Here is a 22,815-nt window from a genome sequence, read left to right as displayed (position 1 = left end):
GGTCTCAACCCGTGCTGCCGCCGACGGCAGCCCCTTAAGGATAGGAGTGTCGAGCCTCCGGACGCCACCCACGGCACCTTTCGGTCGGTCGGCTCCTCCAAAAGATGAAAGCTGCTGTTAATCAACATGATTCGTGTCCCTCGCCGGGCCAGAGTCCTTGTACCGTCACAGTGACGTAATGGCCCTGTGGCCCTGGACCTGGGTAAACAGCGGCTTCAGGAGGTCTTCGAGTCCATCATCGCGACGATCCGCTGCAGATCGTCAACGGACCCGAATTCGACCACAATCTTGCCTTTGCGCTTACCCAGACTGACCGTCACCCGGGTGTCGTACGTGGTCGACAATCGCTCCGCGACGTCCTGCAGACCAGGCATCTGGATCGGCTTGCGCCGCGGCGCCACCGGCGTCGGGGTGCCCGCGCGATTGGCCAGGGTGACCGCTTCCTCGGTGGCACGCACCGACAGTCCCTCCGCAACGATCCGCGCTGCGAGCTCCTCCTGAGCCTCAGAACCGGATTCCAGCGACAGCAGTGCCCGGGCATGGCCGGCCGACAAGACACCGGCGGCGACCCGGCGCTGCACCGCGATAGGCAGCCGCAGCAGCCGGATCATGTTGGTGACCAATGGGCGGGAACGTCCGATGCGTGTCGCCAGTTCTTCGTGGGTCACCCCGAACTCGTCCAGCAACTGCTGGTAAGCGGCCGCCTCTTCCAACGGGTTCAGCTGCACCCGGTGGATGTTCTCCAGCAGCGCGTCGCGCAGCAGATTGTCGTCCTCGGTCTCCCGAACGATCGCCGGGATCGTCTCCAGACCGGCTTGCTGGGAAGCCCGCCAACGCCGCTCCCCCATGACCAACTGGTACCGCGATGAGCCGGGTACGGCCCGCACCACGATGGGTTGCATCAGCCCGAATTCGCGGATCGAATGCACCAGCTCGGCCAGCGCCTCGTCGTCGAAAACTTGGCGGGGCTGGCGCGGGTTGGGCTCGATATCGGCCGGCCGGATCTCCCGGTACACGGCGCCCACGTCGGGGGTGGCCGCCGGCGCCGCGCTGCCCAGGCCGCCCAGAACGACGTCGGCGGCCCGGGCCGTCGCTGCCCTCACCGGGGCCCGTCGGAATCAGCGACGCCAGGCCGCGGCCCAGGCCGCCCTTCTTACGCGACGGTCCGGTCATCTGTGGCGCTCCTGTTCTTCTCCGGTTCGTCGTACGCCGGCGGTCACTCCTGGCTCCCGCCGTCGACCAGGTCCCGCTCCACGAGCTCTCGGCTGGCGTCCAGGTAGCTCATCGCCCCGCGCGAGCCTGGGTCGTAGTCGATGATCGTCATGCTGTAGCCCGGCGCTTCGGACACCTTGACGCTGCGCGGAATCACCGTGCGCAGCACCCGGTCCCCGAAGTAGCGCCGGACCTCGTCGGCGACTTGGTCCGCGAGTTTGGTGCGGCCGTCATACATCGTCAGCAGCACGGTGGTCACTTCCAGGCGCGGGTTGAGGTGCGCCTTGACCATCTCGATGTTGCGCATCAGCTGGGACACCCCCTCCAATGCGTAGTACTCGCACTGGATCGGGATCAGCACCTCCGGCGCGGCAACCAACGCGTTGACGGTCAGCAGGCCCAGCGAGGGCGGGCAGTCGATGAAGACGTAGTCGAAGTCGAAGCTGTCCAGATCGGTCAGCGCATTGCGCAGTCGGTTCTCCCGCGCCACCATGCTCACCAATTCGATCTCGGCGCCCGCCAAATCAATGGTGGCCGGGATGCAGTACAGCCGCTCGTTGTGCGGACTCTGCTGCAGAGCATCCGTCACCGGGATCGCCCCGATCAACACTTCGTACGACGAGGGTGTCCCCGATTTACGGTCAGCGATACCCAGCGCGGTGCTGGCGTTGCCTTGCGGGTCGAGGTCGATCACCAAGGTCTTGATCCCCTGCACCGCGAGGGCCGCGGCGAGGTTGACCGCCGTGGTGGTCTTCCCGACGCCGCCCTTCTGATTGGCCACGGTGAAGACGCGCCGGCGCTTGGGGCGGGGTAGGCGGTTGTTGGTGTGCAGTACTTGCATCGCGCGTTCGGCCGCCGCTCCGATAGGGGTGTCGACAAAGTCCGGCGATGTTTCACGTGAAACCGGCGCGGGTGATGTTTCACGTGAAACCGCATCGACGGAGCCTTTGGGCTGCGTGGCGGACGGCCGTGGCGCAACGCCCGGGGGAACTGATCTACTCATGCCTGCCTCCTGCTCGACCGTCGCGCCGGGCTGCCCGAGATCCGACCGCGAGGGCGCTTCGGTTCGGGACCTCCCCGCAGTGCCAGCACCACGGTCGCGGGCGGGGTTAAATAGTTCACGCCACATCTCACCACCCTTACGTCGTTGGCGCCTAGTCTGGCCATCACGCCGCGGTGCTCATCGACCTCGGCCTCTGCTCGTTCCCCCTTCATCGCCAGCATCCGTCCGCCCTTTCGCAGCAGCGGCAGGCTCCACCGGCCGATCTTGTCCAGGCTCGCGACCGCACGCGACGTGACGGCGTCGCAGTCCCCGGCCGCAGCACGCACCGCAGGATCCTCGGCGCGGCCACGCACCACTTCCACGCCGACGAGGTCCAGTTCCGCGACCGCCTCGCGCAAGAACTCGCTACGGCGCAGTAGTGGCTCCACAAGGATCATCGATACGTCCGGGCGAACAATCGCCACCGGTATCCCCGGCAGCCCAGCGCCACTTCCGATGTCTGCCACCCGCTCCCCGGGCTCCAGCAGCTCGCCAACAGCCGCGCAGTTAAGCAGGTGGCGCTCCCAGAGCCGTTCGACTTCCCGAGGTCCGATCAACCCGCGTTCTACACCGGGTCCGGCCAACAGGGCCGCATAGCGACGGGCGACAGGAAGACGGTCGCCGAAAACTTCCGCCGCCTCCGGGGGCGGCTCGGGTGCCGGTGCTCCCTCGACATGTTTCACGTGAAACATTCCTCCGGCTTCCCGGGAATGGACCGCGGGCGGGGAATCACATTGCTGTGATTCCCCACGCTGTGCCTTGTCAGTCCCGCCGTACCACTACGCGGCGCGACGGCTCGACGCCCTGACTCTCGCTGTGCACGCCGGCAACGGCGGCCACCGCATCGTGGACGATCTTACGTTCGAACGGGCTCATCGGGGCCAGTTCCTCGTCGGCACCGCTTTCCAGCACGCGCCGGGCCACCTCGTCGCCCAGGGCGGTCAAATCGTCGCGGCGGCGACGGCGCCAACCCGCGATGTCGAGCATCAGCCGGCTGCGCTCACCGGTCTTCTGGTGCACCGCCAAGCGAGTCAGCTCCTGCAGGGCATCGAGCACCTCGCCCTTGCGGCCCACCAGTTTGGTCAGGTCGCTGCCGCCGTCGATGCTCACCACCGCGCGGCGGCCTTCGACGTCGAGGTCGATGTCCCCGTCGAAGTCCAGCAGATCGAGCAGCTCTTCCAGGTAGTCACCGGCGATCTCACCTTCGGCAACCAGTCGGTCCTCCAGGTCGACTGCAGGCGCGGCTTGGCCCTCCTGGGCGTCCCCCTCGGGGTTCGCAGACTCGCGCTCCGTGGTCCCAGCGTCGTTCATGTCAGTCGTGTCGGTCATGTCGTCTCCCTCCGTGCCCGGCGGCTCACGCGCCGGTTGGCTTGTCGCGGTACGTCACCGCTTACGTTTCTTCGGCTTGGCCCCGGCACCGGGGCGTCCGCCGCGGGCAGCGGGCCGACTCGGGCTCCGCTTCGCGGCCTCAGGGTTCCCGGACTCGCCGGCCTCCGCCTCAATCACGCCGGCCTCCTCGACCGACGACTCGGCTTCCACCTCAGCGTCCGTTGCAGCCGCCCGCACGCCCCGCTTCGGCTTCGCCCCTGGAGCCGGGGCGTTGGCGGCACGGCGCCGCAGCGCCTCCTCCTTCTTGGCCTCTTCCTCCTTGGCGATCAGCCCGAACACGTAGTGCTGCTGGCCGAACGTCCAGATGTTGTTGGAGAACCAGTACAGGATGATCGCCAGCGGCAGGAAGGGTCCACCGACCACCACGCCCAGCGGGAAGACGTAGAGCGCCAGCTTGTTCATCATCGCGGTCTGTGGATTGGCAGCCGCTTCTGGACTCTGCCGTGCTACCGATGCTCGGCTGTTGAAGTACGTCGCGATACCGGCCGCGATCATGATCGGCACGCCGACCACGATCACCGACAGCCGGTTGAACTCGGCGAAGGCATCCAAGCCGGTGCGTTGGATCATGGTCGCGCCCAGCGGAGCACCGAACAGATTCGCGTCCAGGAAGTTGCCGACGTCGGCTGCGCTGAAGAAGTAGTTGCCCAGCTGACGGTTCAGATCGGGCGACAGGCCGAGCTGGCCGATCCCGGTACTGGTCCGGTTGAACGACCGCAGCACATGGAACAGACCCAGGAAGACCGGGACCTGAGCCAGCATGGGCAGACACCCCAGGATCGGGTTGAAGCCGTGCTCGCGCTGTAGCTTCTGCATCTCCAGTGCCATCTTCTGGCGGTCCTTGCCGTACTTCTTCTGCAAGGCCTTGATCTGCGGCTGCAGCTCCTGCATCTGCCGGGTCGTCCGGATCTGCTTGACGAACGGCTTGTACAGCAGCGCCCGTAGCGTGAACACCAGGAACACCACTGACAGCGCCCAGGTGAAGAAGTTCGCGGGCCCCAGTACAAGGCCAAAAGCCTTGTACCACAACCACATAATGCCCGAGACCGGGTAGTACACGTAATCCAGGCTGCCCGGATCAAAGGACACGGTATTCACCCTCCGCTCGATTGTCGTGCATGTTCAGGGCGTCTCCGCTCGGGCAGCCGCAGTCAGCAATCCCCTGGGACCGTTCGGGAATCGGGTCCCAGCCGCCTTGATGCCACGGCCCACACTTGGCCAGCCGTACCACCGCCAACCAGCTGCCCCGAATCAACCCGTATTCCGTCAATGCGTCCACCGCGTACTGGCTGCAAGTCGGCATGAAGCGGCAGCTGGGTAGCCGCAGTGGCGAGATCAGATGGCGGTAGAGCTCGATCACGAAGATCAATCCGCGTACCGGGGCTGCCGCTACCGCCTGCATCAGCGCACCGCCCCCGCGGCTCGGCGGATCGACCGCAAGCCAGTCCGCAACTGAGCACCGAGCTCGTTCGAGGTCGCACCGGCGCTGCCGGGCAGTGCCCGAATCACCAGTTGCTCTTGGGGTTCCAAGTCTGCCAGCACCTCGCGGGCCACGTGGCGCAGTCGCCGAGCTACCCGATGCCGGTCAACAGCAGTACCCACAGACTTAGCGATGATCAGCCCTACCCGCGGCGGAATCGCCGTCGCGGCATCCACCGCCGACTCCGCGGACGGGTCCGCCCGTCGGTCGTATATGACGAGGACCGGTTGCACTGACTTTCGGCCATGCTTGACCGTTGCACCGAAGTCGGCCGATCGTCTCATCCGGTACTGAGCCGGGAGCACCGCCGAGCTGCCTGTGCTCAGGCGGTCAGCGAGCGCCGGCCCTTGTTGCGCCGGGCGGTGACGATGGCACGACCGGCACGGGTACGCATCCGCAGCCGGAACCCGTGCACGCGGGCCCGACGACGGTTGTTGGGCTGGAAGGTCCGCTTGCCCTTGGCCACGGCACACTCTCCTTATTGCATCTTGCGTCGCGTAAGCCCGACACACCGGGAGCCCGTTGTGCCTGCCGCACGCGACGCACTCGGTAAGCTCGGTGAACTTCTGCGTCTTGCTCGTAACCGGCGCGGGCTCCGGCCGTCAGGCCGGTCGCTGCCGTATCGCCAGCGTTCGGGCGACTGTTCGAGGGTACTGATGCACGTTCGCCGGGTCAAACCCCGGTGTAATTGCCGCGCCAACCCCAGGCCGCCGGCCTACGAAACTGACCCACTATTCACACTGGTCACACCCGTATCGATCGCTCTCATGCCGCTCATTTTCATTCGATTCATCTCGTTGAAATGAGTAGTCGTCCGCCCAGAAACCTGTTAACTTGCTTGCCAGCGCCGTTTCGGAACCGGAGCGGTTCTCGACCACGAACCGAAGATCACGAAGCGGCTGACGCTTCAGATATAGGTCTCTTGTCTGGAGTATCCGTTGCTGAGCAACCGGCCCAGGGGGCCTCACCGCGGTACGCGCACCTCATCCACACCTGTGGATAAGTGTGTGGATAGCATGTACCTGTTACGGCATCCGTGCATGCGGTGTCCGGCCACGCGGCGTCGAACCAGGGGGATGGGGCTTTGAGTGAGGACCCCGGCGCCGCGTTCCTCAGTCTCTGGGACGAGGTCGTAGCCGAGCTCAACGGGGAATCCCCGACAACCAACGGGTCGGCGCCCGCTTTGACTCCCCAGCAGAAGGCCTGGCTCAAGCTGGTCCACCCGCTGGCCATTGTCGAGGGTTTCGCGTTGTTGGCGGTTCCGAGCAGCTTCGTCCAGAACGAGATCGAACGGCATCTGCGCACCCAGATCACCGACGCACTCAGCCGGCGCCTCGGACACGCCATCGAACTTGGGGTTCGGATCTCGCCGCAGCCCGCTGAAGACCCGCCCAGCACCTCCAGCCCCGACAGCGGTGCCGAGGTCCGCGCCGACGAAGAAGACGACGAGACCACCGACGTCGAATACGACTGGCCTAACTACTTCACCGAACGGCCCAGTGAAGACTCGCCAACCGCCGACGGTGCGAGCCTCAACCGGCGCTATACCTTCGACACCTTCGTCATCGGCACCTCGAACCGATTCGCTCACGCTGCCGCCCTGGCCATCGCCGAAGCACCGGCACGCGCCTACAACCCACTCTTTATCTGGGGTGAATCCGGTCTGGGTAAGACCCATCTGCTGCACGCGGCCGGCAACTACACCCAGCGGCTTTTTCCCGGGATGCGGGTCAAGTACGTCTCCACTGAAGAATTCACCAACGACTTCATCAACTCTCTTCGCGATGACCGCAAGGTGGCGTTCAAACGCAGCTACCGCGACATCGATGTACTGCTGGTCGATGACATCCAGTTCATTGAGGGCAAAGAAGGTATCCAGGAGGAGTTCTTCCATACCTTCAACACGCTGCACAACGCCAACAAACAGATCGTGATCACCTCCGATCGGGCGCCCAAACAGCTTGCCACCCTGGAAGATCGGCTTCGCACTCGTTTCGAGTGGGGCTTGATCACCGACGTTCAGCCGCCGGATCTGGAGACCCGAATCGCCATTTTGCGCAAGAAGGCGCAGATGGATCGCCTCGACGTCCCCGGCGACGTACTCGAACTCATCGCCACCAGCATCGAACGCAACATCCGGGAACTCGAGGGCGCGCTGATCCGCGTCACCGCATTCGCCTCACTCAACAAAACCCCGATCGACCGCGCGTTGGCCGAGATCGTGTTGCGTGACCTGATCGCCGACGCCAGCACCATGCAGATCAGCGCCGCGATCATCATGGCTGTCATCGCTGAATACTTCGACACCTCCGTCGAGGAACTACGCGGGCCTGGCAAAACCCGCCCGCTGGCCCAGTCCCGCCAGATCGCCATGTATCTGTGCCGCGAACTGACCGACCTGTCGCTGCCCAAGATCGGCCAGGCATTCGGCCGCGACCACACCACGGTGATGTACGCCGAGCGCAAGATCCGTGGGGAGATGGCCGAGCGTCGCGAGGTCTTCGATCAAGTCAAAGAGCTCACCACCCGGATCCGGCAGCGGGCCAAGCGCTGATTCCCGGCTTTGCCGCCCGGCGTTCTTACAAAAAACTTTGGACCCACTCGCACCACCCGTCACGGTCGGGCCCTGTGGATGCCGCTGCGGACAACCTGTCCACGATCCGACGGCTAACCGTCCGTCGATACACAGCGGCTGGTTCATACACAGCCGCGCCGGCCGGCTCGGGCGTGTCATTCACTGCTCTTCCCCAAGCCCTCGCCCCCGCTCAGCAGCGACAATGCCACCCTGTGCCCAGGATCCACAGGACTTACTACTAATACTGGAAGTTATCCCTGGATTCTTTTTAAAAACAGGTCGTTGGGGATTCGGCGCAACCCGGTCTGTTCACAACCAGCTCAGCCAGCCGGCGCCCAAGGCGGTCCTGAGCCACTCGTTGTCGAGGTTTAACTTTCAAGAAGGCCGTCCAGGCTCTACGGTTGGTGACCTACCGCTCTTACACTTCGGCGTGGGGCGTTACACGGCCGCGGGTGGGGGTGTACACCAGTCGCCGCAGAGTAGAACTCGATAATCGGGGTGACGAGAGGACGCTATGGACGCGGCGACCACGAACGCGGGTCTGACCGACTTGAAGTTCCGCCTGGACCGGGATGACTTCGCTGACGCGGTGGCGTGGGTGGCGAAGTCTCTGCCGGCCCGGCCCACGGTGCCACTGCTGGCCGGGGTGCTGCTGACAGGTTCCGACAACGGTCTGACCGTGTCCGGGTTCGATTACGAAGTCTCCGCCGAAGTTCAGCTCGCTGCCGAGATCGCTTCTCCTGGAAGTGTTTTGGTATCTGGTCGACTGCTTTCGGATATCACCAGGGCATTGCCGGCCAAGCCGGTCGAAGTCCAGGTGGAGTCCACTCGAGTCTCTTTGACCTGTGGGAATGCGCGCTTCTCGCTGCCGACCATGACCGTCGAGGAGTACCCCACCCTGCCGACACTGCCCGACGAAACCGGTGTGTTGTCCGCAGATGTGTTTGCCGAGGCCATCAGCCAGGTGGCCGTGGCGGCCGGCCGCGACGACACACTGCCTATGTTGACCGGTATCCGTGTCGAAATATCCGGCAACACAGTGGTTTTGGCTGCCACAGACCGTTTCCGCCTGGCCGTCCGAGAATTGAGTTGGTCCGCTGCACCAGGTACCGAAGCGGCGGTATTGGTCCCGGCGAAGACCCTCGCCGAAGCGGCCAAGGCCAGCAGCGACAGCAACGAGGTACATCTGGCGCTGGGCGCTGGATCTGCGGTCGGTAACGAGGGGCTGCTCGGCATCACCAGCGCTGGAAAGCGCAGCACCACTCGACTGTTGGATGCCGAATTCCCCAAATTCCGCCAGCTACTGCCCAGCGAGCACCTTGCCGTCGCGACCATTGGTGTGGCCGAGCTCACCGAAGCAATCAAGCGCGTGGCGTTGGTGGCCGACCGGGGCGCCCAGGTCCGCATGGAGTTGTCCGAGGGCACCCTGCGACTTTCGGCCGGCGCGGAAGATGTCGGTCGCGCGGAGGAAGATCTGCCGATCGACTTCGTCGGCGAGCCATTGACCATCGCGTTCAATCCGACCTACCTCACGGATGGTTTGGGTTCACTGCATAGCGAAAAGGTGTCGATGGGTTTCACCGATTCGAAGAAGCCCGCGGTGCTGCGCCCGGCCAGTGCCGAGGATCCCGCACTGATTGGTGACGGTCCTTTCCCGGCAGTGTCGTCCGACTATGTCTACCTGTTGATGCCGGTGCGCCTGCCCGGCTAATCGGGGCGGGACCGCAACGACGGGAGGGGTTGGTTTCTCGGTGTATGTCCGCCACGTGGGCCTGCGGGATTTCCGATCCTGGGCGCACGTCGAACTGGAACTGGAACCGGGCGCCACGGTGCTGGTCGGACCGAACGGCTTCGGGAAGACTAATCTCGTTGAAGCACTGTGGTATTCGTCCACCTTAGGGTCACACCGGGTGGCCACGGACGCACCACTGATTCGGTCGGGGGCTACCCGTGCGGTGGTTTCCACGATCGTCGTCAACGAGGGCCGCGAACTCGCAGTCGATCTGGAGATCGCCGCGGGCCGGGCCAACAAGGTGCGACTGAACCGAGCACCGGTGCGGCACGCCCGCGAAGTCGTAGGGGTCTTGCGTGCGGTGTTGTTCGCCCCGGAAGACCTGGCGTTGGTGCGCGGCGATCCCGGTGAGCGCCGCCGCTACCTCGACGAATTGGCCAGTGTGCGCCGTCCGCGGATCGCCGGGGTGCGCGCCGATTATGACAAGGTGCTGCGCCAGCGCACCGCGCTACTCAAGAGTGCCCCGGGTGCACTGCATCGCGGCGACCGATCCGTGCTCGACACCCTCGATGTGTGGGATTCCCAATTGGCCCTGCACGGCGCGGAGCTGATGGCCGCCCGTATCGACCTGGTCAACCAGTTGGCGCCGGAAGTCGAGAAGGCCTACCAACTCCTGGCGCCGGGAACCAGGACCGCGGCTGTGGCCTATCGACCCAAATTGGAGATCCCGCTCGGTGCGGAGAACCCGGGCACGGCCGAACTACACGAAGCCCTGCTCGCGGAATTGGCGCGCCGCCGCGGCGCGGAATTGGAACGCGGCGTGTGCCTGGTCGGTCCGCACCGCGACGAACTGGAGTTGCGGCTCGGCGACCGACCGGTGAAAGGCTTTGCCAGCCATGGTGAGTCATGGTCGATGGCGCTGGCCCTGCGACTGGCTTCCTACGAACTACTCCGTAGTGAGGGTGCCGAACCAGTGCTGTTGCTCGATGATGTCTTCGCGGAATTGGACGCCGCCCGGCGGCGGGCGCTGGCTGGCGTCGCCGGTTCCGCTGAGCAGGTATTGATCACCGCCGCCGTGGCTGACGACATTCCGGCCGACTGGCAAGCCCGCCAGATTTGCATCGCCGTCACCGAAGGCGACCAGGGCAGGGTGTCCGAATTGATCGGCGGTGACTCGTGACCGATTCCGACAAGCCGCAAGACGAACCGGCTCTGCAGCCGCCCGCGCACCTGGCCGGGCTGACCGGCATGGATCTTGTCCGCCGGACCCTGGCTGAGGCGCGCGAAGCGGCGCGCAGCCAGGGCAAAGACGTCGGGCAGGGCCGCCGGGCGCCGCTGCGCCGGCGTACTCCGAGTACCGGCGGCGGCCGCCGCAGCTGGTCGGGGCCCGGACCGGATCGCCGGGATCCCCAAGCCCTGGGGGCGGCCACCCGGGACTTGGCGCAGTCCCGGGGATGGTCGACCCAAGTGGCCGAGGGCACGGTGCTGGGACAGTGGCGTTCGGTGGTCGGCGACGACATCGCTTCGCACGCAACTCCGACCAGGCTTTCCGAGGGTGTGCTCAGTGTGGCGGCCGAATCGACCGCCTGGGCCACCCAATTGCGCCTGGTACAGGCCCAATTGCTGGCCAAGATCGCGGCCGCAGTCGGGGATGGCGTGGTCAAGACGCTCAAGATCACCGGCCCGACCGCTCCGTCGTGGCGCAAAGGTCCGTTACACGTCTCAGGCCGCGGCCCGCGCGATACCTACGGCTGATCTGGCCCTGGAATCGGGCGCCTCAGTGGCGCTACGAGCCAAAAAATCGCTCCGGCCAGCGGCCGGACACGAGGTAAACCGCGATATCGACGCCACGGCGCAATCAGGTAGGTAGAAACACCCCAAGAAAATACTCGCCGTCGCGACCCCAAGGTAGACTGACTCAGTATCCCGCGCATGCACCCCTGTGCTGCGTCGAATGCTGACTTGCGAACCCGAGGAGAGCTCCCCAACCGTGGCTGCCCAAAACAAATATGGTGCCGATTCGATCAAGGTTCTCGAAGGCCTCGAAGCAGTTCGAAAAAGACCCGGTATGTACATCGGCTCCACCGGTGAACGCGGCCTACACCACCTGATCTGGGAGGTTGTCGACAACGCGGTCGATGAGGCGATGGCCGGATTCGCCTCCACGGTGACCGTCCGCATCCTCGAAGACGGTGGCGTCGAAGTCACCGATGACGGCCGCGGCATTCCGGTGGCCATGCACGCCACCGGCGTACCGACCGTGGACGTCGTCATGACCGTGCTGCACGCCGGCGGAAAATTCGAGGAAGGCGCCTACAGCGTCTCCGGTGGTTTGCACGGCGTCGGCGTCTCGGTGGTCAACGCCCTGTCGACCCGCCTGGAAGCCGACATCTTCCGCGACGGTTACGAGTGGTTCCAGACCTACGACAAGTCGGTTCCGGGAACCCTGCGCAAGGGTGAGAAGAGCCAGAAAACCGGCACGACCATCCGATTCTGGGCGGATCCGGACATCTTCGAAACCACCACCTATGACTTCGAGACCGTCGCCCGACGTCTGCAGGAGATGGCGTTCCTCAACAAGGGGCTGACCATCGACCTGACCGACGAGCGCGTGCGGGTGGAAGAGGTCGTCGATGAGGTGGTCAGCGACACCGCCGAAGCACCGAAGACCGCCGAGGAACAGGCCGCCGAGGCCGTCGCCCCGCACAAGGTCAAGCACCGTGTCTTCCACTACCCGGGCGGCTTGCGCGATTTCGTTCAACACATCAACCGCAGCAAGACCGCGATTCACCCGACCATCGTCGACTTCGACGGCAAGGGAACCGGGCACGAAGTCGAGATCGCGTTGCAGTGGAACGGCGGCTACTCGGAGTCGGTGCACACCTTCGCCAACACCATCAACACCGCCGAGGGCGGCACCCACGAAGAGGGTTTCCGCTCGGCGTTGACCAGCGTCGTCAACAAGTACGCCAAAGACAAGAAGCTGCTCAAGGACAAGGACCCCAACCTCACCGGTGACGATATCCGTGAGGGCTTGGCCGCGGTCATCTCGGTGAAGGTCTCGCAGCCGCAGTTCGAGGGCCAGACCAAGACCAAGCTGGGCAACACCGAGGTCAAGTCGTTCGTGCAGAAGGTCTGCAATGAACAACTCGGCCACTGGTTCGAGGCCAACCCCGCCGAAGCCAAGACCATCATCAACAAGGCGGTTTCGTCGGCGCAGGCCCGAATGGCGGCCCGCAAGGCGCGAGAATTGGTGCGGCGCAAGAGCGCTACCGATCTGGGCGGCCTGCCCGGAAAACTTGCCGACTGCCGCTCGAATGACCCGAGCAAGTCCGAACTGTATGTGGTGGAGGGTGATTCAGCAGGCGGCTCGGCCAAGAGTGGCCGCGACTCGATGTTTCAGGCGATCCTGCCGTTGCGCGGCAAGATCATCAACGTCGAGAAGGCACGCATCGACCGCGTGCTGAAGAACAACGAGGTCCAGGCGATCATCACCGCCCTGGGCACCGGTATTCACGACGAGTTCGACATCTCCAAGCTGCGCTATCACAAGATCGTGCTGATGGCCGACGCCGACGTCGACGGCCAGCACATTTCCACCCTGCTGCTCACCCTGCTGTTCCGTTTCATGCGGCCACTGGTGGAGCACGGGCATGTGTTCTTGGCGCAGCCGCCGCTGTACAAGCTCAAGTGGCAGCGCGGAACCGAAGCCGAATTCGCCTACTCCGACCGGGAACGCGACGGCCTGCTCGAAGCCGGCAAGGCGGCCGGCAAGAAGATCAACATGGACGACGGCATCCAGCGATACAAGGGTCTCGGCGAGATGGACGCCAAGGAACTGTGGGAGACCACGATGGACCCGAGCGTGCGGGTGCTCCGTCAGATCACTCTCGACGACGCCGCCGCCGCGGACGAGCTGTTCTCGATCCTGATGGGCGAGGATGTCGAGGCCCGCCGCAGTTTCATCACGCGGAATGCGAAAGACGTTCGATTCCTGGACGTTTAGCGATAGTTCGCGAGGTTTAGCGACATCCGACCTGACTGACTTCTGCACAGAACGAGGAATAGATGACAGACACCACGCTGCCACCCGGAGACGACTCGGTGGACCGGATCGAACCGGTCGACATCCAACAGGAGATGCAGCGCAGCTACATCGACTACGCCATGAGCGTGATCGTGGGCCGTGCCCTCCCCGAAGTGCGGGACGGTCTCAAGCCGGTGCACCGCCGGGTGCTCTACGCGATGTATGACTCTGGATTCCGGCCAGACCGCAGCCACGCGAAATCCGCACGGTCGGTTGCCGAAACAATGGGCAACTACCACCCGCACGGTGACGCCTCGATCTACGACACCCTGGTCCGGATGGCCCAGCCGTGGTCGCTGCGCTACCCGCTGGTCGACGGCCAGGGCAACTTCGGCTCGCCGGGCAACGACCCGGCGGCCGCTATGCGTTACACCGAGGCCCGGTTGACCCCGCTAGCCATGGAGATGCTGCGCGAAATCGACGAGGAAACAGTCGATTTCGTTCCGAACTATGACGGGCGGGTGCAGGAGCCGACCGTGCTGCCCAGCCGGTTCCCGAACCTGCTGGCCAACGGCTCCGGCGGTATCGCGGTGGGCATGGCAACCAACATCCCGCCGCACAATCTGCGCGAACTGGCCGAAGCGGTGTTCTGGTGCCTGGACAACCACGAAGCCGACGAAGAGACCACCCTGGAAGCGATGATGGAGCGGGTCAAGGGCCCGGACTTCCCCACCTCCGGGCTGATCGTCGGGTCGCAGGGCATCAATGACGCCTACCGCACCGGGCGAGGTTCCATCCGGATGCGCGGCGTGGTCGAGATCGAAGAGGATTCGCGCGGCCGGTCGCTGCTGGTCATCACCGAACTGCCGTACCAGGTCAACCACGACAACTTCATCACGTCGATCGCCGAGCAGGTGCGCGACGGAAAGTTGGTGGGAATCGCCAACATTGAAGACCAGAGCAGCGATCGGGTGGGCCTACGCATCGTCGTCGAGATCAAGCGCGACGCGGTGGCCAAGGTGGTGCTGAACAACCTCTACAAGCACACCCAACTGCAGACCAGCTTCGGCGCCAACATGCTCTCGATCGTCGACGGGGTGCCGCGCACCCTGCGGCTGGATCAGATGATCCGGTACTACGTGGCGCATCAGCTCGATGTCATCGTTCGGCGCACCCGCTACCGGCTCCGCAAGGCCGAGGAGCGAGCCCACATCCTGCGCGGGCTGGTCAAAGCACTCGATGCCCTCGACGAGGTGATCGCCTTGATCCGGGCATCGCAGACCGTCGACATCGCTCGCCAGGGCCTGATCGAGCTGCTCGAAATCGATGACATTCAGGCGCAAGCGATTCTGGACATGCAGCTGCGCCGGCTGGCCGCGCTGGAACGCCAGAAGATCATCGATGAATTGGCCAAGATCGAGGCCGAGATCGCCGACCTCAAGGACATCCTGGACAAGCCGGAACGGCAGCGCGCGATCGTGCACGACGAGCTCGCTGAGCTCGTCGAGAAGCACGGCGATGACAGGCGGACCCGGATCATCGCCGCCGACGGAGACGTCGCGGACGAGGATCTGATCGCCCGCGAGGACGTCGTCGTCACCATCACCGAGACCGGCTACGCCAAGCGCACCAAGACCGATCTGTACCGCAGTCAGAAGCGGGGCGGCAAAGGCGTACAGGGCGCCGGCCTCAAGCAGGACGACATCGTCGCGCACTTCTTCGTCTGCTCCACCCACGACTGGATCCTGTTCTTCACCACCCAGGGCCGGGTGTATCGGGCCAAGGCCTACGAACTGCCGGAGGCATTGCGCACCGCGCGCGGCCAGCACGTCGCCAACCTGCTGGCCTTCCAGCCCGAGGAGCGCATCGCCCAGGTCATCCAGATCAAGAGCTACGAAGACGCGCCGTATCTGGTGCTGGCCACCCGCAACGGCCTGGTCAAGAAGTCCAAGCTGACCGACTTCGACTCCAACCGCTCCGGCGGCATCGTCGCGATCAACCTGCGCGACGGCGATGAGCTGGTGGGCGCGGTGCTGTGCTCGTCGGCGGAAGACCTGTTGCTGGTTTCGGCGAACGGTCAATCCATCCGGTTCTCGGCCACCGACGAGGCGCTGCGGCCGATGGGCCGGGCCACCTCCGGGGTCCAGGGCATGCGCTTCAACGCCGACGACCGGCTGTTGTCGCTCAATGTGGTCCGCGAGGACACCTACCTGCTGGTCGCCACCGCCGGTGGTTACGCCAAGCGGACGGCGATCGAGGAGTACACCGCGCAGGGTCGCGGCGGGAAGGGCATCCTGACGATTCAGTACGATCCCAAGCGGGGCCGGCTGGTCGGGGCGCTGATCGTCGACGAGGACAGCGAGTTGTACGCGATCACCTCCGGTGGCGGGGTGATCCGCACCGCGGCACGGCAGGTTCGCAAGGCCGGCCGGCAGACCAAGGGCGTTCGGTTGATGAACTTGGGTGATGGCGACACACTGATAGCGATTGCGCGGAACGCCGACGAAGAGGCGGCCGACGAGGACGCGGGTAGCTAGATCCGCCGTCAGACCCGGCCGCGACGCGGTGGGGATACGCAGGTAAGGAGTCGTGGGTGAGCGCACCGAACGAGCCGGGGCACCCGGGCAACGGGGGCAACGTGGAGTCGGCCGGAAACGGTCCGGCCGACCAGAGTCAGCGGCCCCCGGGCCGGCCCGGCCGGATCACCGAGACCGGGGAAGCCCCGCCGTGGCAACGCGGCGGCCAAGCCCGTCCGCCGGCCCCGGCCCGACCCGGAGACGCCGGCGCGCACTCCCCCGGCGTTGACGAGCGGATACGCCGGTTCGTGTCCGGTACGGCTGCTCCGACAGCACCGCCCCCGCCCGGCGCGCCGCAGCAGGCTCCGGCGAAAGCCCCGGCCGCGGCCAAGCCCCCGGCGCAGCCCGCCAAGCCTGCACCGCAACCGGCCAAGCCGGCCGTCAAGGCGCCGCCGGTGAAGCAGCCCGACGATGCCTACGCCAGCGAGTTGCCGGATCTGTCTGAGCCGGGGCAGCGGCGGCCTCCGGTCCGCCGCCCCCAGGTGTCAGCGGGGCCGCGCGGCCCGCTGCGGGCCAGCATGCAGATCCGGCGGATCGACCCCTGGAGCGCGCTCAAGGTGTCATTGCTGCTCTCGACGGCGCTGTTCTTCGTCTGGATGATGGCGGTGGCCGTGCTGTACGTCGCGTTGGGCGCGATGGGTGTCTGGAGCAAACTGAACAGCAACGTGGGCGACCTGTTGACCAACAACAGTGCCGCCGAACTGGTTTCCGCCGGTTCGATTTTCGGCGGCGCTGCGCTGATCGGGCTGGTGAATGTCGTGGTGCTGACCGCGATGGCCACCCTCGGCGTGGTGATCTACAACCTCAGCACCGACGTGGTCGGCGGTGTCGAGGTAACCCTGGCTGACCGGGACTGACCGGCCGGGTGTTCATGGCATTTTGGTGAGCGGGCTCCCAGTGCGGTAATCTCGCTCGGTCGTCAGACGACTACGGGCCTATAGCTCAGGCGGTTAGAGCGCTTCGCTGATAACGAAGAGGTCGGAGGTTCGAGTCCTCCTAGGCCCACGAGTCCCACCCAGGGGCCTTAGCTCAGTTGGTAGAGCGCTGCCTTTGCAAGGCAGATGTCAGGAGTTCGAATCTCCTAGGCTCCACAATGCGAACGCGAAAGCGTCGCTTGCGTACTAAATCTTGTGCTGTGCGTCCACGCTCGGTGGGCGCGGCGACGGCTCCGGCGGCCGGTTCGAGCGGCGGATCAACACCGCAACCACCCCTCCCGCCAGCAGCGCTGCACCGGCGGCCGCCACCAGCACCCAGGACCGGCGAACATGACGGCGAGGGGCTCTACCTTCCAACAGCTCCGGGAAGCCGGCAACGGCCTCTTGCGCGGCGGCCAGCTCCCGGGCCGCGGCTTCGGCGGCTTCGGCTACTCGGTCGGACAGTTGGCTCTCCCGATAACGCCGGCGCAATTCCACCGCCCCGCGGCGCACCGCGTCGCCACTGAGTCCCACTGCGCCAAGCGCCACGTCCACCGGCCCGGCGGCGGTATGGGCCAGCCCCCGTGTCAGTCGCTCTCGGTGGGTCAGCGGGGTCTCGGTGGCCAGACGCATGGGCCCAACGCTACCCGTGACGCAGCCCACCACGCCGCGAATGGCAGACTGTGATCCCATGACCTCCAGCTCCATTGCCACCGCAACTGCCACGCTGCACACCAACCGCGGCGACATCAAGATCGCGCTGTTCGGCAATCACGCCCCCAAGACCGTCGCCAACTTCGTCGGCCTGGCCCAGGGCACCAAGGAGTACTCGACCACCAACGCCTCCGGCGGCTCGTCGGGGCCGTTCTACGACGGCGCGGTGTTCCACCGGGTGATCGGCGGTTTCATGATCCAGGGCGGCGACCCGACCGGTACCGGCCGCGGCGGCCCCGGCTACAAGTTCGAGGACGAGTTCCACCCCGAGCTGGTGTTCGACAAGCCCTACCTGTTGGCGATGGCCAACGCCGGCCCCGGCACCAACGGCTCGCAGTTCTTCATCACCGTGGGCCAGACCCCGCACCTGAACCGCAAGCACACCATCTTCGGCGAGGTCGTGGACGCGGACTCGCAGGCCGTCGTGGACGCCATCGCCACCACTGCGACCGACCGCGCCGACCGGCCCACCGAGCCTGTCGTGATCGAGTCGATCACCGTCGCCTAGAGAACTGCTCAGCGGCCGGTGTAACCGGCCGCTGAGAGCACCTCGAACACCTCGCGTGGGTCGGTTCCCAAATCCCACCGCGACAAGATCAGCAACTCGTCATCGAGCGTCTCGATCTCCAGTAACCGGTGCTTGCGCCCGATCCGCTGATACTCCGTAACACGAAGCCGGGTGAGGCTGTCCGGGGTCAGTACTCGGGTGCGCCACCAACCGCGCACCGCCAGGCCGTCGAACGTCAGCGCAAGCTTGGGCCGGGCCCGCCAGGACAACCCGGCAAACATCAGCAGGCCGACTCCTGCAATGCCGGCCAGAACACGTCCGGGCATATCTGTGGCGATCGTCACAGTGCTGATAGCTAACGCGATGCCAACAAGCGCGCAACCAGCGATTCCACCGGCCGGTGGCGACCATTCCGTCTGCTCGTCCCCGTCCTGAGTCATATCGACCTGCAGGTTTCAAAGTTATCTACAGGAGTTGTCCACAGTGGGGATAAATCACATCGTTGTGATTGAGCAATTGCTTGGTTGCCTAGTTGGCATCGACGGCGGCCCGACATAACCGAAATACCGCGTCCGCGCAGCTCAGTGCCAGCGCATGGTGAGCAACAGCCCGGTGATCATGAAGGCAAACGCGATCGCGTAGTTCCACGGGCCCAGCTCAGCCATCCAGTTGAGCGCCGCGGGAGCGTCCAACCCGGTGGCCCCCAGCTGATACACCATCAGCCACACCAGCCCAAGGAGCATCAGCCCCAGGAACAGTGCGACGAACCATCCGCTTGATGGGCCGCCTTTGACCTTGACCGGGGTACGGCTCACCGACGAAGGGGTGAAACTGGTGGTCTTCTTGCGAACCTTGGACTTGGGCATCGGTACCTCGGGAAAGTGCGGCGTGAAGCTGCGAGTATGGGTCGGTACGAGATTAGCCCAGCAGGATAACCCAGCCGAGGACGGGAGAGCCGATGGCGCAGATGGGGCCGCCGTCCCCCGGCCACCGCTCCCCGTGGCGGCTCGGAGTTCCGCTGGTCTGCCTGCTGGCAGGCCTGCTGCTGGCGGCCACTCACGGGGTCTCGGGCGGCAAGGAGATCCGGCGCGGCGACGCCCCCCGGCTGGTCGACCTGGTCCGCGCGACCCAGGCCACGGTGGAAGAACTCACCGCGCGGCGCGACGCGTTGGTAGCCGAGGTGGGTTCGGTACACGGCCGAGGGTCCGGGGTTGCCCTGTCGGCGATGCGCAAACGCGCCGAGCAACTGGCCGCGGCCGCCGGCCTGGAGGCGATGCACGGGCCGGGCCTGGTCGTGACCCTCACCGACGCCCAGCGCGACGCCAACGGCCGGTTCCCCCGCGACGCCTCCCCGGACGACCTGGTGGTGCATCAACAGGACATCTCCGCCGTGCTCAACGCACTGTGGAGCGCCGGCGCCGAAGCTGTCCAGATGCAGGACCAGCGGATCACCGCCGCGTCGGCGCCGCGCTGCGTGGGCAACACCCTGCTGCTGGACGGCCGAACCTACAGCCCCCCGTACGTGGTGACCGCGATCGGTGACCCGGCCGCCATGCAGGCCGCCTTGGCCGCCGATCCCCTGATCACCCTCTACAAGCAGTACGTGATCCGGTTCGGTCTGGGCTACAGCGAGCAGGTCAGTACGGACCTGGCGGTCGCCGAGACGCCGGCCGTCGCCCGGATGCGCTACGCCGTGCCGGCCGGCCCGGTCGACTACTGACACCGATCCCCAGGTCGCTCGGCGGTAGCCTGTTGGGCGTGCGGATCCTCGTCGTCGACAATTACGACAGCTTTGTGTTCAACCTGGTCCAGTATCTGGGCCAGTTGGGTGTGCAGGCTGCCGTCTGGCGTAACGACGACGCCCGCCTGGCCGACCCGGCCGCTGCCGTGGCCGACTTCGACGGGGTGCTGCTGAGCCCCGGACCGGGCACACCGGAACGGGCGGGTGCCTCAATCGCGCTGGTCGGTGCGTGCGCGGCTGCGCGGATCCCGGTGCTGGGGGTGTGCCTGGGGCACCAGGCGATCGGCGTCGCATTCGGCGGCACCGTGGGCCGGGCCCCGGAGCTGCTGCACGGCAAGACCAGCACCGTCTTCCACAGCGACGCCGGGGTTCTCAAGGGTTTGCCGGATCCGTTCACGGCCACCCGCTACCACTCGTTGACGATCCTGCCCGAGACGCTGCCCCCCGTTCTGGAGGCCACGGCGCGCACCCGCAGTGGGGTGATCATGGCGGTGCGACACACCGAGCTGCCCATCCACGGGGTGCAGTTCCACCCGGAGTCCATCCTCACCGAGGGCGGCCACCGGATGCTGGCCAACTGGCTGGGTTACTGCGGCTACACCTGCGACGACGCCTTGGTGCGCCGGTTGGAGGAGGAGATCGCCGCGACCGTGCAGACGGCCCGGATCGGCAGCGGCACGGCAAGCTGACTACTGGCCGAAGCGCAGCGTGATGTTGCCGTCGGTGTTCACACCCTGGCCGGCCGCCGGGCTCTGGTAGAGCACCCGGTTGTGGCCGGACCCGCCGGCGTCAACGTCGGCGCCTTTGACCAACATTCCGGTCCAGCCCAAGGCCCGCAGCTGCGGTTCGGCGTCGGTCCAGAACATGCCGGCCAGATCGGGCATCACGAACTGGTTGCCCCGCGACACCCGCAGCTCGATCACCGCGTCGACCGGCACCGTCTCACCGCTGGGCGGGCTGGTGGCGATCACCTCGCCGGACGGTCGCGGGCTGTCCACCGTCACCTCGGTGATCTTGGTGAAGCCGTAGACGGTCAGGTTCTTCTGCGCCAAGTCCACGGTCTGGCCGGTGACGTCGGGAACGGGCTTGGTGGCCGGTCCACTGCCGATCACGATGATGATCTCGTTGGTGACCGCCGTGGTCTGATTTGCCGGCGGGTTGGTGCCGACCACCTTGTCTTTGAGTTCCGGGGTGGACGGCGAGTTGACCTGCTTGAACTTGCCGAACCCGGCGGCGGTCAGCTTCTTGACCGCGTCGGCGTAGCTCAGCGTCGACACGTCGGGCAGCTGGCGCTGTTCGGGCCCGTAGGACACGTTGACGGTGATCTTGTCGCCCTTGTTCGCCGGGGCGCCGGCCGGCGGGTCGGTGCCGATCACATGGTCCGGCGGGACGGTGGAATCGGCGCGCTGCTCGGTGCGGGTCTTGAAGCCCTTGTTCTGTAGTTCGGCGATCGCGTCGACCGACGCACGGCCGCCGACGTCGGGAACCTGGATCTGGTGGGTGCGGCCGCCGAACGTGTTGATCGACACCGTCACGATGACGGTCAGCACGGCGAGCAGGATCGCAGCGATCAGCCAGCGGCCCACCGAGCCCGGTCGCTCATGGCCGAAGTCGAGTTCCTGGCGGGGCAGCGGGTCGGTCTGAGCGCCGGTGCCGTCGCCGGACCGCGGCGTCATGATCGAGGCACGGTCGGCCGCGGTCAGCACCCGGGGAGCTTCGGGCGTCTCCCCGTTGTGGACCCGCACCAGATCGGCACGCATCTCGGCCGCGGTCTGGTAGCGATTGTCCGGGTTCTTCGCCAGCGCTTTGAGCACTACGGCGTCCAGATCGGCGGGCAGGCTCGGGAGCCGCTGCGACGGGGGCACCGGGTCTTCGCGGACGTGCTGGTAGGCCACCGCCACCGGCGAGTCGCCGACGAAAGGTGGGTCGCCGGTAAGGATTTCGTACAGCACACAGCCCAGCGAGTACACGTCCGAGCGGGCGTCGACGGTGTCGCCGCGAGCCTGCTCGGGCGACAGGTACTGGGCGGTGCCGATGACGGCGGCGGTCTGAGTGACGCTGTTGCCTGCGTCGGCGACGGCACGGGCGATGCCGAAGTCCATAACCTTGACCGCGTTGTGCCGGTCGATCATGATGTTGGCCGGCTTGACGTCCCGGTGGATGATGCCGTGCTGGTGGCTGAAGTTCAGCGCTTGGCAGGCGTCCGCGATCACCTCGATGGCGCGGATCGGTGGCATCGGCCCGTCGTTGTGCACGATGTCGCGCAGCGTGACGCCCTCGACGAGCTCCATCACGATGTAGGGCAGCGGTCCGGCCGGGGTCTCGGCTTCTCCGGTGTCGTAGACGGCGACGATCGCCGGGTGGTTCAAGGCGGCGGCGTTCTGCGCTTCCCGCCGGAAGCGCAGGTAAAAACTGGGGTCGCGGGCCAGATCGGCGCGCAGCACCTTTATGGCGACCTCGCGGTGCAGGCGGGTGTCGACGGCGCGGTGCACCTCCGACATTCCGCCGAAGCCGAGGATCTCGCCGAGTTCGTAGCGGTCGGAGAGCCGCTGCGGCGTGGTCATGGCGACGTCCTGTGCCAGGTCCATCCCGACGGGTGCGCGGGCGGTGTCGTCGAGGACGATTCCGAACTCGACGAGCTGGTCAGGGGTGCCCCGGTGTCGGTGACGGTGGCCGGCGCCAGGGAGCCGCCCGGACTCTTGGCGTTGACCACGATCAGCACCGCGATGATGATCGCCAGCGTGCCCAGCACCCCGGCCGCCCACAACAGCGCACGCTGTCCGGCGGAGAACGTGCGACGCGGTGGGGGCGTGCGATGGTTGCCGGTGCTGGGCCGGGCCCGCCGCGCCGCGGTGGCCCGAGCCGACACCGGCGGCGCGGCGCGGGTGGGGGCACCCGACGGGAT

21 protein-coding genes, 2 tRNA genes and 2 pseudogenes are annotated in these 22,815 nt (G+C 66.0%); 12 read left to right on the top strand and 13 right to left on the bottom strand.

Features of this window, described 5'->3' with window-relative positions; translation table 11 throughout:
• Positions 1-215 precede the first annotated feature (215 nt).
• The 8 genes and pseudogenes from BN4346_RS45380 to rpmH form a co-directional block, all read right to left on the bottom strand.
• Positions 216-1,173, bottom strand: a pseudogene (locus tag BN4346_RS45380) (ParB/RepB/Spo0J family partition protein).
• A gap of 43 nt (positions 1,174-1,216) precedes the next feature.
• Complete coding sequence (locus BN4346_RS45375) at positions 1,217-2,215, bottom strand: ParA family protein (protein WP_078058864.1); 999 nt, start codon at positions 2,213-2,215, stop codon at positions 1,217-1,219.
• Entirely contained in the window at positions 2,212-2,946 is a 735-nt protein-coding gene (gene rsmG, locus BN4346_RS45370; RefSeq protein WP_067976834.1) for a 16S rRNA (guanine(527)-N(7))-methyltransferase RsmG, read from the bottom strand. The genes BN4346_RS45375 and rsmG overlap by 4 nt, the downstream gene beginning before the upstream one ends.
• Before the next feature lie 70 nt (positions 2,947-3,016).
• On the bottom strand, positions 3,017-3,565 hold the full coding sequence (locus BN4346_RS45365; protein WP_407695164.1) for a Jag family protein: 549 nt from the start codon (positions 3,563-3,565) through the stop codon (positions 3,017-3,019).
• Positions 3,566-3,637: 72 nt separating this feature from the next.
• Positions 3,638-4,678: a membrane protein insertase YidC gene (gene yidC / locus BN4346_RS45360; RefSeq protein WP_067976968.1), complete on the bottom strand. Its 1,041-nt coding sequence runs from the start codon at positions 4,676-4,678 to the stop codon at positions 3,638-3,640.
• Positions 4,679-4,721: 43 nt separating this feature from the next.
• Positions 4,722-5,045 (bottom strand): membrane protein insertion efficiency factor YidD, encoded by a 324-nt coding sequence (gene yidD / locus BN4346_RS45355; protein WP_067976832.1) that lies wholly within the window; start codon positions 5,043-5,045, stop codon positions 4,722-4,724.
• Entirely contained in the window at positions 5,045-5,428 is a 384-nt protein-coding gene (rnpA, locus tag BN4346_RS45350; protein ID WP_067976831.1) for a ribonuclease P protein component, read from the bottom strand. Before rnpA ends, yidD begins: the two co-directional genes overlap by 1 nt.
• 17 nt (positions 5,429-5,445) lie before the next feature.
• A complete protein-coding gene (gene rpmH, locus BN4346_RS45345) occupies positions 5,446-5,589 on the bottom strand; it encodes a 50S ribosomal protein L34 (protein ID WP_046283926.1) in 144 nt (47 codons plus the stop codon).
• 618 nt (positions 5,590-6,207) lie between these two features.
• On the opposite strand from rpmH, the gene dnaA reads away from it, so the two are divergent.
• From dnaA to BN4346_RS45300, 9 genes are all read left to right on the top strand, one after another.
• Entirely contained in the window at positions 6,208-7,677 is a 1,470-nt protein-coding gene (gene dnaA, locus BN4346_RS45340; protein ID WP_067976830.1) for a chromosomal replication initiator protein DnaA, read from the top strand.
• A 535-nt stretch (positions 7,678-8,212) separates the two neighbouring features.
• Positions 8,213-9,409: a DNA polymerase III subunit beta gene (dnaN, locus tag BN4346_RS45335; RefSeq protein WP_067976829.1), complete on the top strand. Its 1,197-nt coding sequence runs from the start codon at positions 8,213-8,215 to the stop codon at positions 9,407-9,409.
• A gap of 40 nt (positions 9,410-9,449) precedes the next feature.
• Entirely contained in the window at positions 9,450-10,610 is a 1,161-nt protein-coding gene (recF, locus tag BN4346_RS45330; protein WP_067976828.1) for a DNA replication/repair protein RecF, read from the top strand.
• Entirely contained in the window at positions 10,607-11,185 is a 579-nt protein-coding gene (locus tag BN4346_RS45325) for a DUF721 family protein (protein ID WP_067976827.1), read from the top strand. The genes recF and BN4346_RS45325 overlap by 4 nt, the downstream gene beginning before the upstream one ends.
• Before the next feature lie 199 nt (positions 11,186-11,384).
• Positions 11,385-13,436 (top strand): DNA topoisomerase (ATP-hydrolyzing) subunit B, encoded by a 2,052-nt coding sequence (gyrB, locus tag BN4346_RS45320; RefSeq protein ID WP_096867766.1) that lies wholly within the window; start codon positions 11,385-11,387, stop codon positions 13,434-13,436.
• A gap of 62 nt (positions 13,437-13,498) precedes the next feature.
• Positions 13,499-15,994: a DNA gyrase subunit A gene (gene gyrA, locus BN4346_RS45315; RefSeq protein ID WP_067976825.1), complete on the top strand. Its 2,496-nt coding sequence runs from the start codon at positions 13,499-13,501 to the stop codon at positions 15,992-15,994.
• A gap of 56 nt (positions 15,995-16,050) precedes the next feature.
• On the top strand, positions 16,051-16,890 hold the full coding sequence (locus BN4346_RS45310; RefSeq protein ID WP_067976824.1) for a DUF3566 domain-containing protein: 840 nt from the start codon (positions 16,051-16,053) through the stop codon (positions 16,888-16,890).
• Positions 16,891-16,964: 74 nt separating this feature from the next.
• Positions 16,965-17,038, top strand: a tRNA-Ile gene (locus BN4346_RS45305).
• Between the two features lie 13 nt (positions 17,039-17,051).
• Positions 17,052-17,124 (top strand) — tRNA-Ala (locus BN4346_RS45300).
• A 30-nt stretch (positions 17,125-17,154) separates the two neighbouring features.
• Here BN4346_RS45300 and cwsA read toward each other — a convergent pair.
• The gene (gene cwsA / locus BN4346_RS45295) at positions 17,155-17,580 is read right to left on the bottom strand and encodes a cell wall synthesis protein CwsA (RefSeq protein ID WP_067976823.1); all 426 of its coding nucleotides are present in this window, start codon (positions 17,578-17,580) and stop codon (positions 17,155-17,157) included.
• A 40-nt stretch (positions 17,581-17,620) separates the two neighbouring features.
• Between cwsA and BN4346_RS45290 the strand changes: the two genes are divergently transcribed.
• Positions 17,621-18,169, top strand: a complete 549-nt coding sequence (locus BN4346_RS45290; RefSeq protein WP_078058862.1) for a peptidylprolyl isomerase — start codon at positions 17,621-17,623, stop codon at positions 18,167-18,169.
• A gap of 8 nt (positions 18,170-18,177) precedes the next feature.
• Here the strand turns inward: BN4346_RS45290 and BN4346_RS45285 are convergent, their stop codons facing one another.
• Positions 18,178-18,609 (bottom strand): PH domain-containing protein, encoded by a 432-nt coding sequence (locus BN4346_RS45285; protein WP_067976822.1) that lies wholly within the window; start codon positions 18,607-18,609, stop codon positions 18,178-18,180.
• A 141-nt stretch (positions 18,610-18,750) separates the two neighbouring features.
• Positions 18,751-19,035 (bottom strand): cell division protein CrgA, encoded by a 285-nt coding sequence (gene crgA, locus BN4346_RS45280; RefSeq protein WP_067976821.1) that lies wholly within the window; start codon positions 19,033-19,035, stop codon positions 18,751-18,753.
• Between the two features lie 101 nt (positions 19,036-19,136).
• On the opposite strand from crgA, the gene BN4346_RS45275 reads away from it, so the two are divergent.
• Positions 19,137-19,889, top strand: coding sequence for a DUF881 domain-containing protein (locus BN4346_RS45275; RefSeq protein ID WP_067976820.1), 753 nt, complete (start codon positions 19,137-19,139; stop codon positions 19,887-19,889).
• 38 nt (positions 19,890-19,927) lie between these two features.
• Positions 19,928-20,599 (top strand): aminodeoxychorismate/anthranilate synthase component II, encoded by a 672-nt coding sequence (locus BN4346_RS45270; protein ID WP_067976819.1) that lies wholly within the window; start codon positions 19,928-19,930, stop codon positions 20,597-20,599.
• On the opposite strand, the gene pknB is transcribed toward BN4346_RS45270, so the two are convergent.
• Together pknB and BN4346_RS45260 are read right to left on the bottom strand one after the other, a co-directional pair.
• Positions 20,600-22,474, bottom strand: a complete 1,875-nt coding sequence (pknB, locus tag BN4346_RS45265) for a Stk1 family PASTA domain-containing Ser/Thr kinase (protein ID WP_067976967.1) — start codon at positions 22,472-22,474, stop codon at positions 20,600-20,602.
• Positions 22,471-22,815 (bottom strand): annotated as a pseudogene (locus BN4346_RS45260) (serine/threonine protein kinase); the annotation flags it as partial. The gene pknB and the pseudogene BN4346_RS45260, both read right to left, overlap by 4 nt.

Source organism: Mycolicibacter icosiumassiliensis (genome assembly GCF_900078685.2).
GTDB lineage: Bacteria > Actinomycetota > Actinomycetes > Mycobacteriales > Mycobacteriaceae > Mycobacterium > Mycobacterium icosiumassiliensis.
The sequence above is the reverse complement of the archived record's forward strand: the minus strand, read 5'-3'. Positions and strand labels throughout refer to the sequence as shown.

Bases quoted from the DNA above. Each gene is read 5' to 3' on its own strand.
- BN4346_RS45375 (WP_078058864.1), bottom strand. From the start codon at position 2,215: ATGAGTAGATCAGTTCCCCCGGGCGTTGCGCCACGGCCGTCCGCCACG.
- rsmG (WP_067976834.1), bottom strand. From the start codon at position 2,946: ATGTTTCACGTGAAACATGTCGAGGGAGCACCGGCACCCGAGCCGCCC.
- BN4346_RS45365 (WP_407695164.1), bottom strand. From the start codon at position 3,565: ATGAACGACGCTGGGACCACGGAGCGCGAGTCTGCGAACCCCGAGGGG.
- yidC (WP_067976968.1), bottom strand. From the start codon at position 4,678: ATGTGGTTGTGGTACAAGGCTTTTGGCCTTGTACTGGGGCCCGCGAAC.
- yidD (WP_067976832.1), bottom strand. From the start codon at position 5,045: ATGCAGGCGGTAGCGGCAGCCCCGGTACGCGGATTGATCTTCGTGATC.
- dnaN (WP_067976829.1), top strand. From the start codon at position 8,213: ATGGACGCGGCGACCACGAACGCGGGTCTGACCGACTTGAAGTTCCGC.
- gyrB (WP_096867766.1), top strand. From the start codon at position 11,385: ATGCTGACTTGCGAACCCGAGGAGAGCTCCCCAACCGTGGCTGCCCAA.
- gyrA (WP_067976825.1), top strand. From the start codon at position 13,499: ATGACAGACACCACGCTGCCACCCGGAGACGACTCGGTGGACCGGATC.
- cwsA (WP_067976823.1), bottom strand. From the start codon at position 17,580: ATGCGTCTGGCCACCGAGACCCCGCTGACCCACCGAGAGCGACTGACA.
- BN4346_RS45290 (WP_078058862.1), top strand. From the start codon at position 17,621: ATGGCAGACTGTGATCCCATGACCTCCAGCTCCATTGCCACCGCAACT.
- BN4346_RS45285 (WP_067976822.1), bottom strand. From the start codon at position 18,609: ATGACTCAGGACGGGGACGAGCAGACGGAATGGTCGCCACCGGCCGGT.
- crgA (WP_067976821.1), bottom strand. From the start codon at position 19,035: ATGCCCAAGTCCAAGGTTCGCAAGAAGACCACCAGTTTCACCCCTTCG.
- BN4346_RS45275 (WP_067976820.1), top strand. From the start codon at position 19,137: ATGGGGCCGCCGTCCCCCGGCCACCGCTCCCCGTGGCGGCTCGGAGTT.
- pknB (WP_067976967.1), bottom strand. From the start codon at position 22,474: ATGACCACGCCGCAGCGGCTCTCCGACCGCTACGAACTCGGCGAGATC.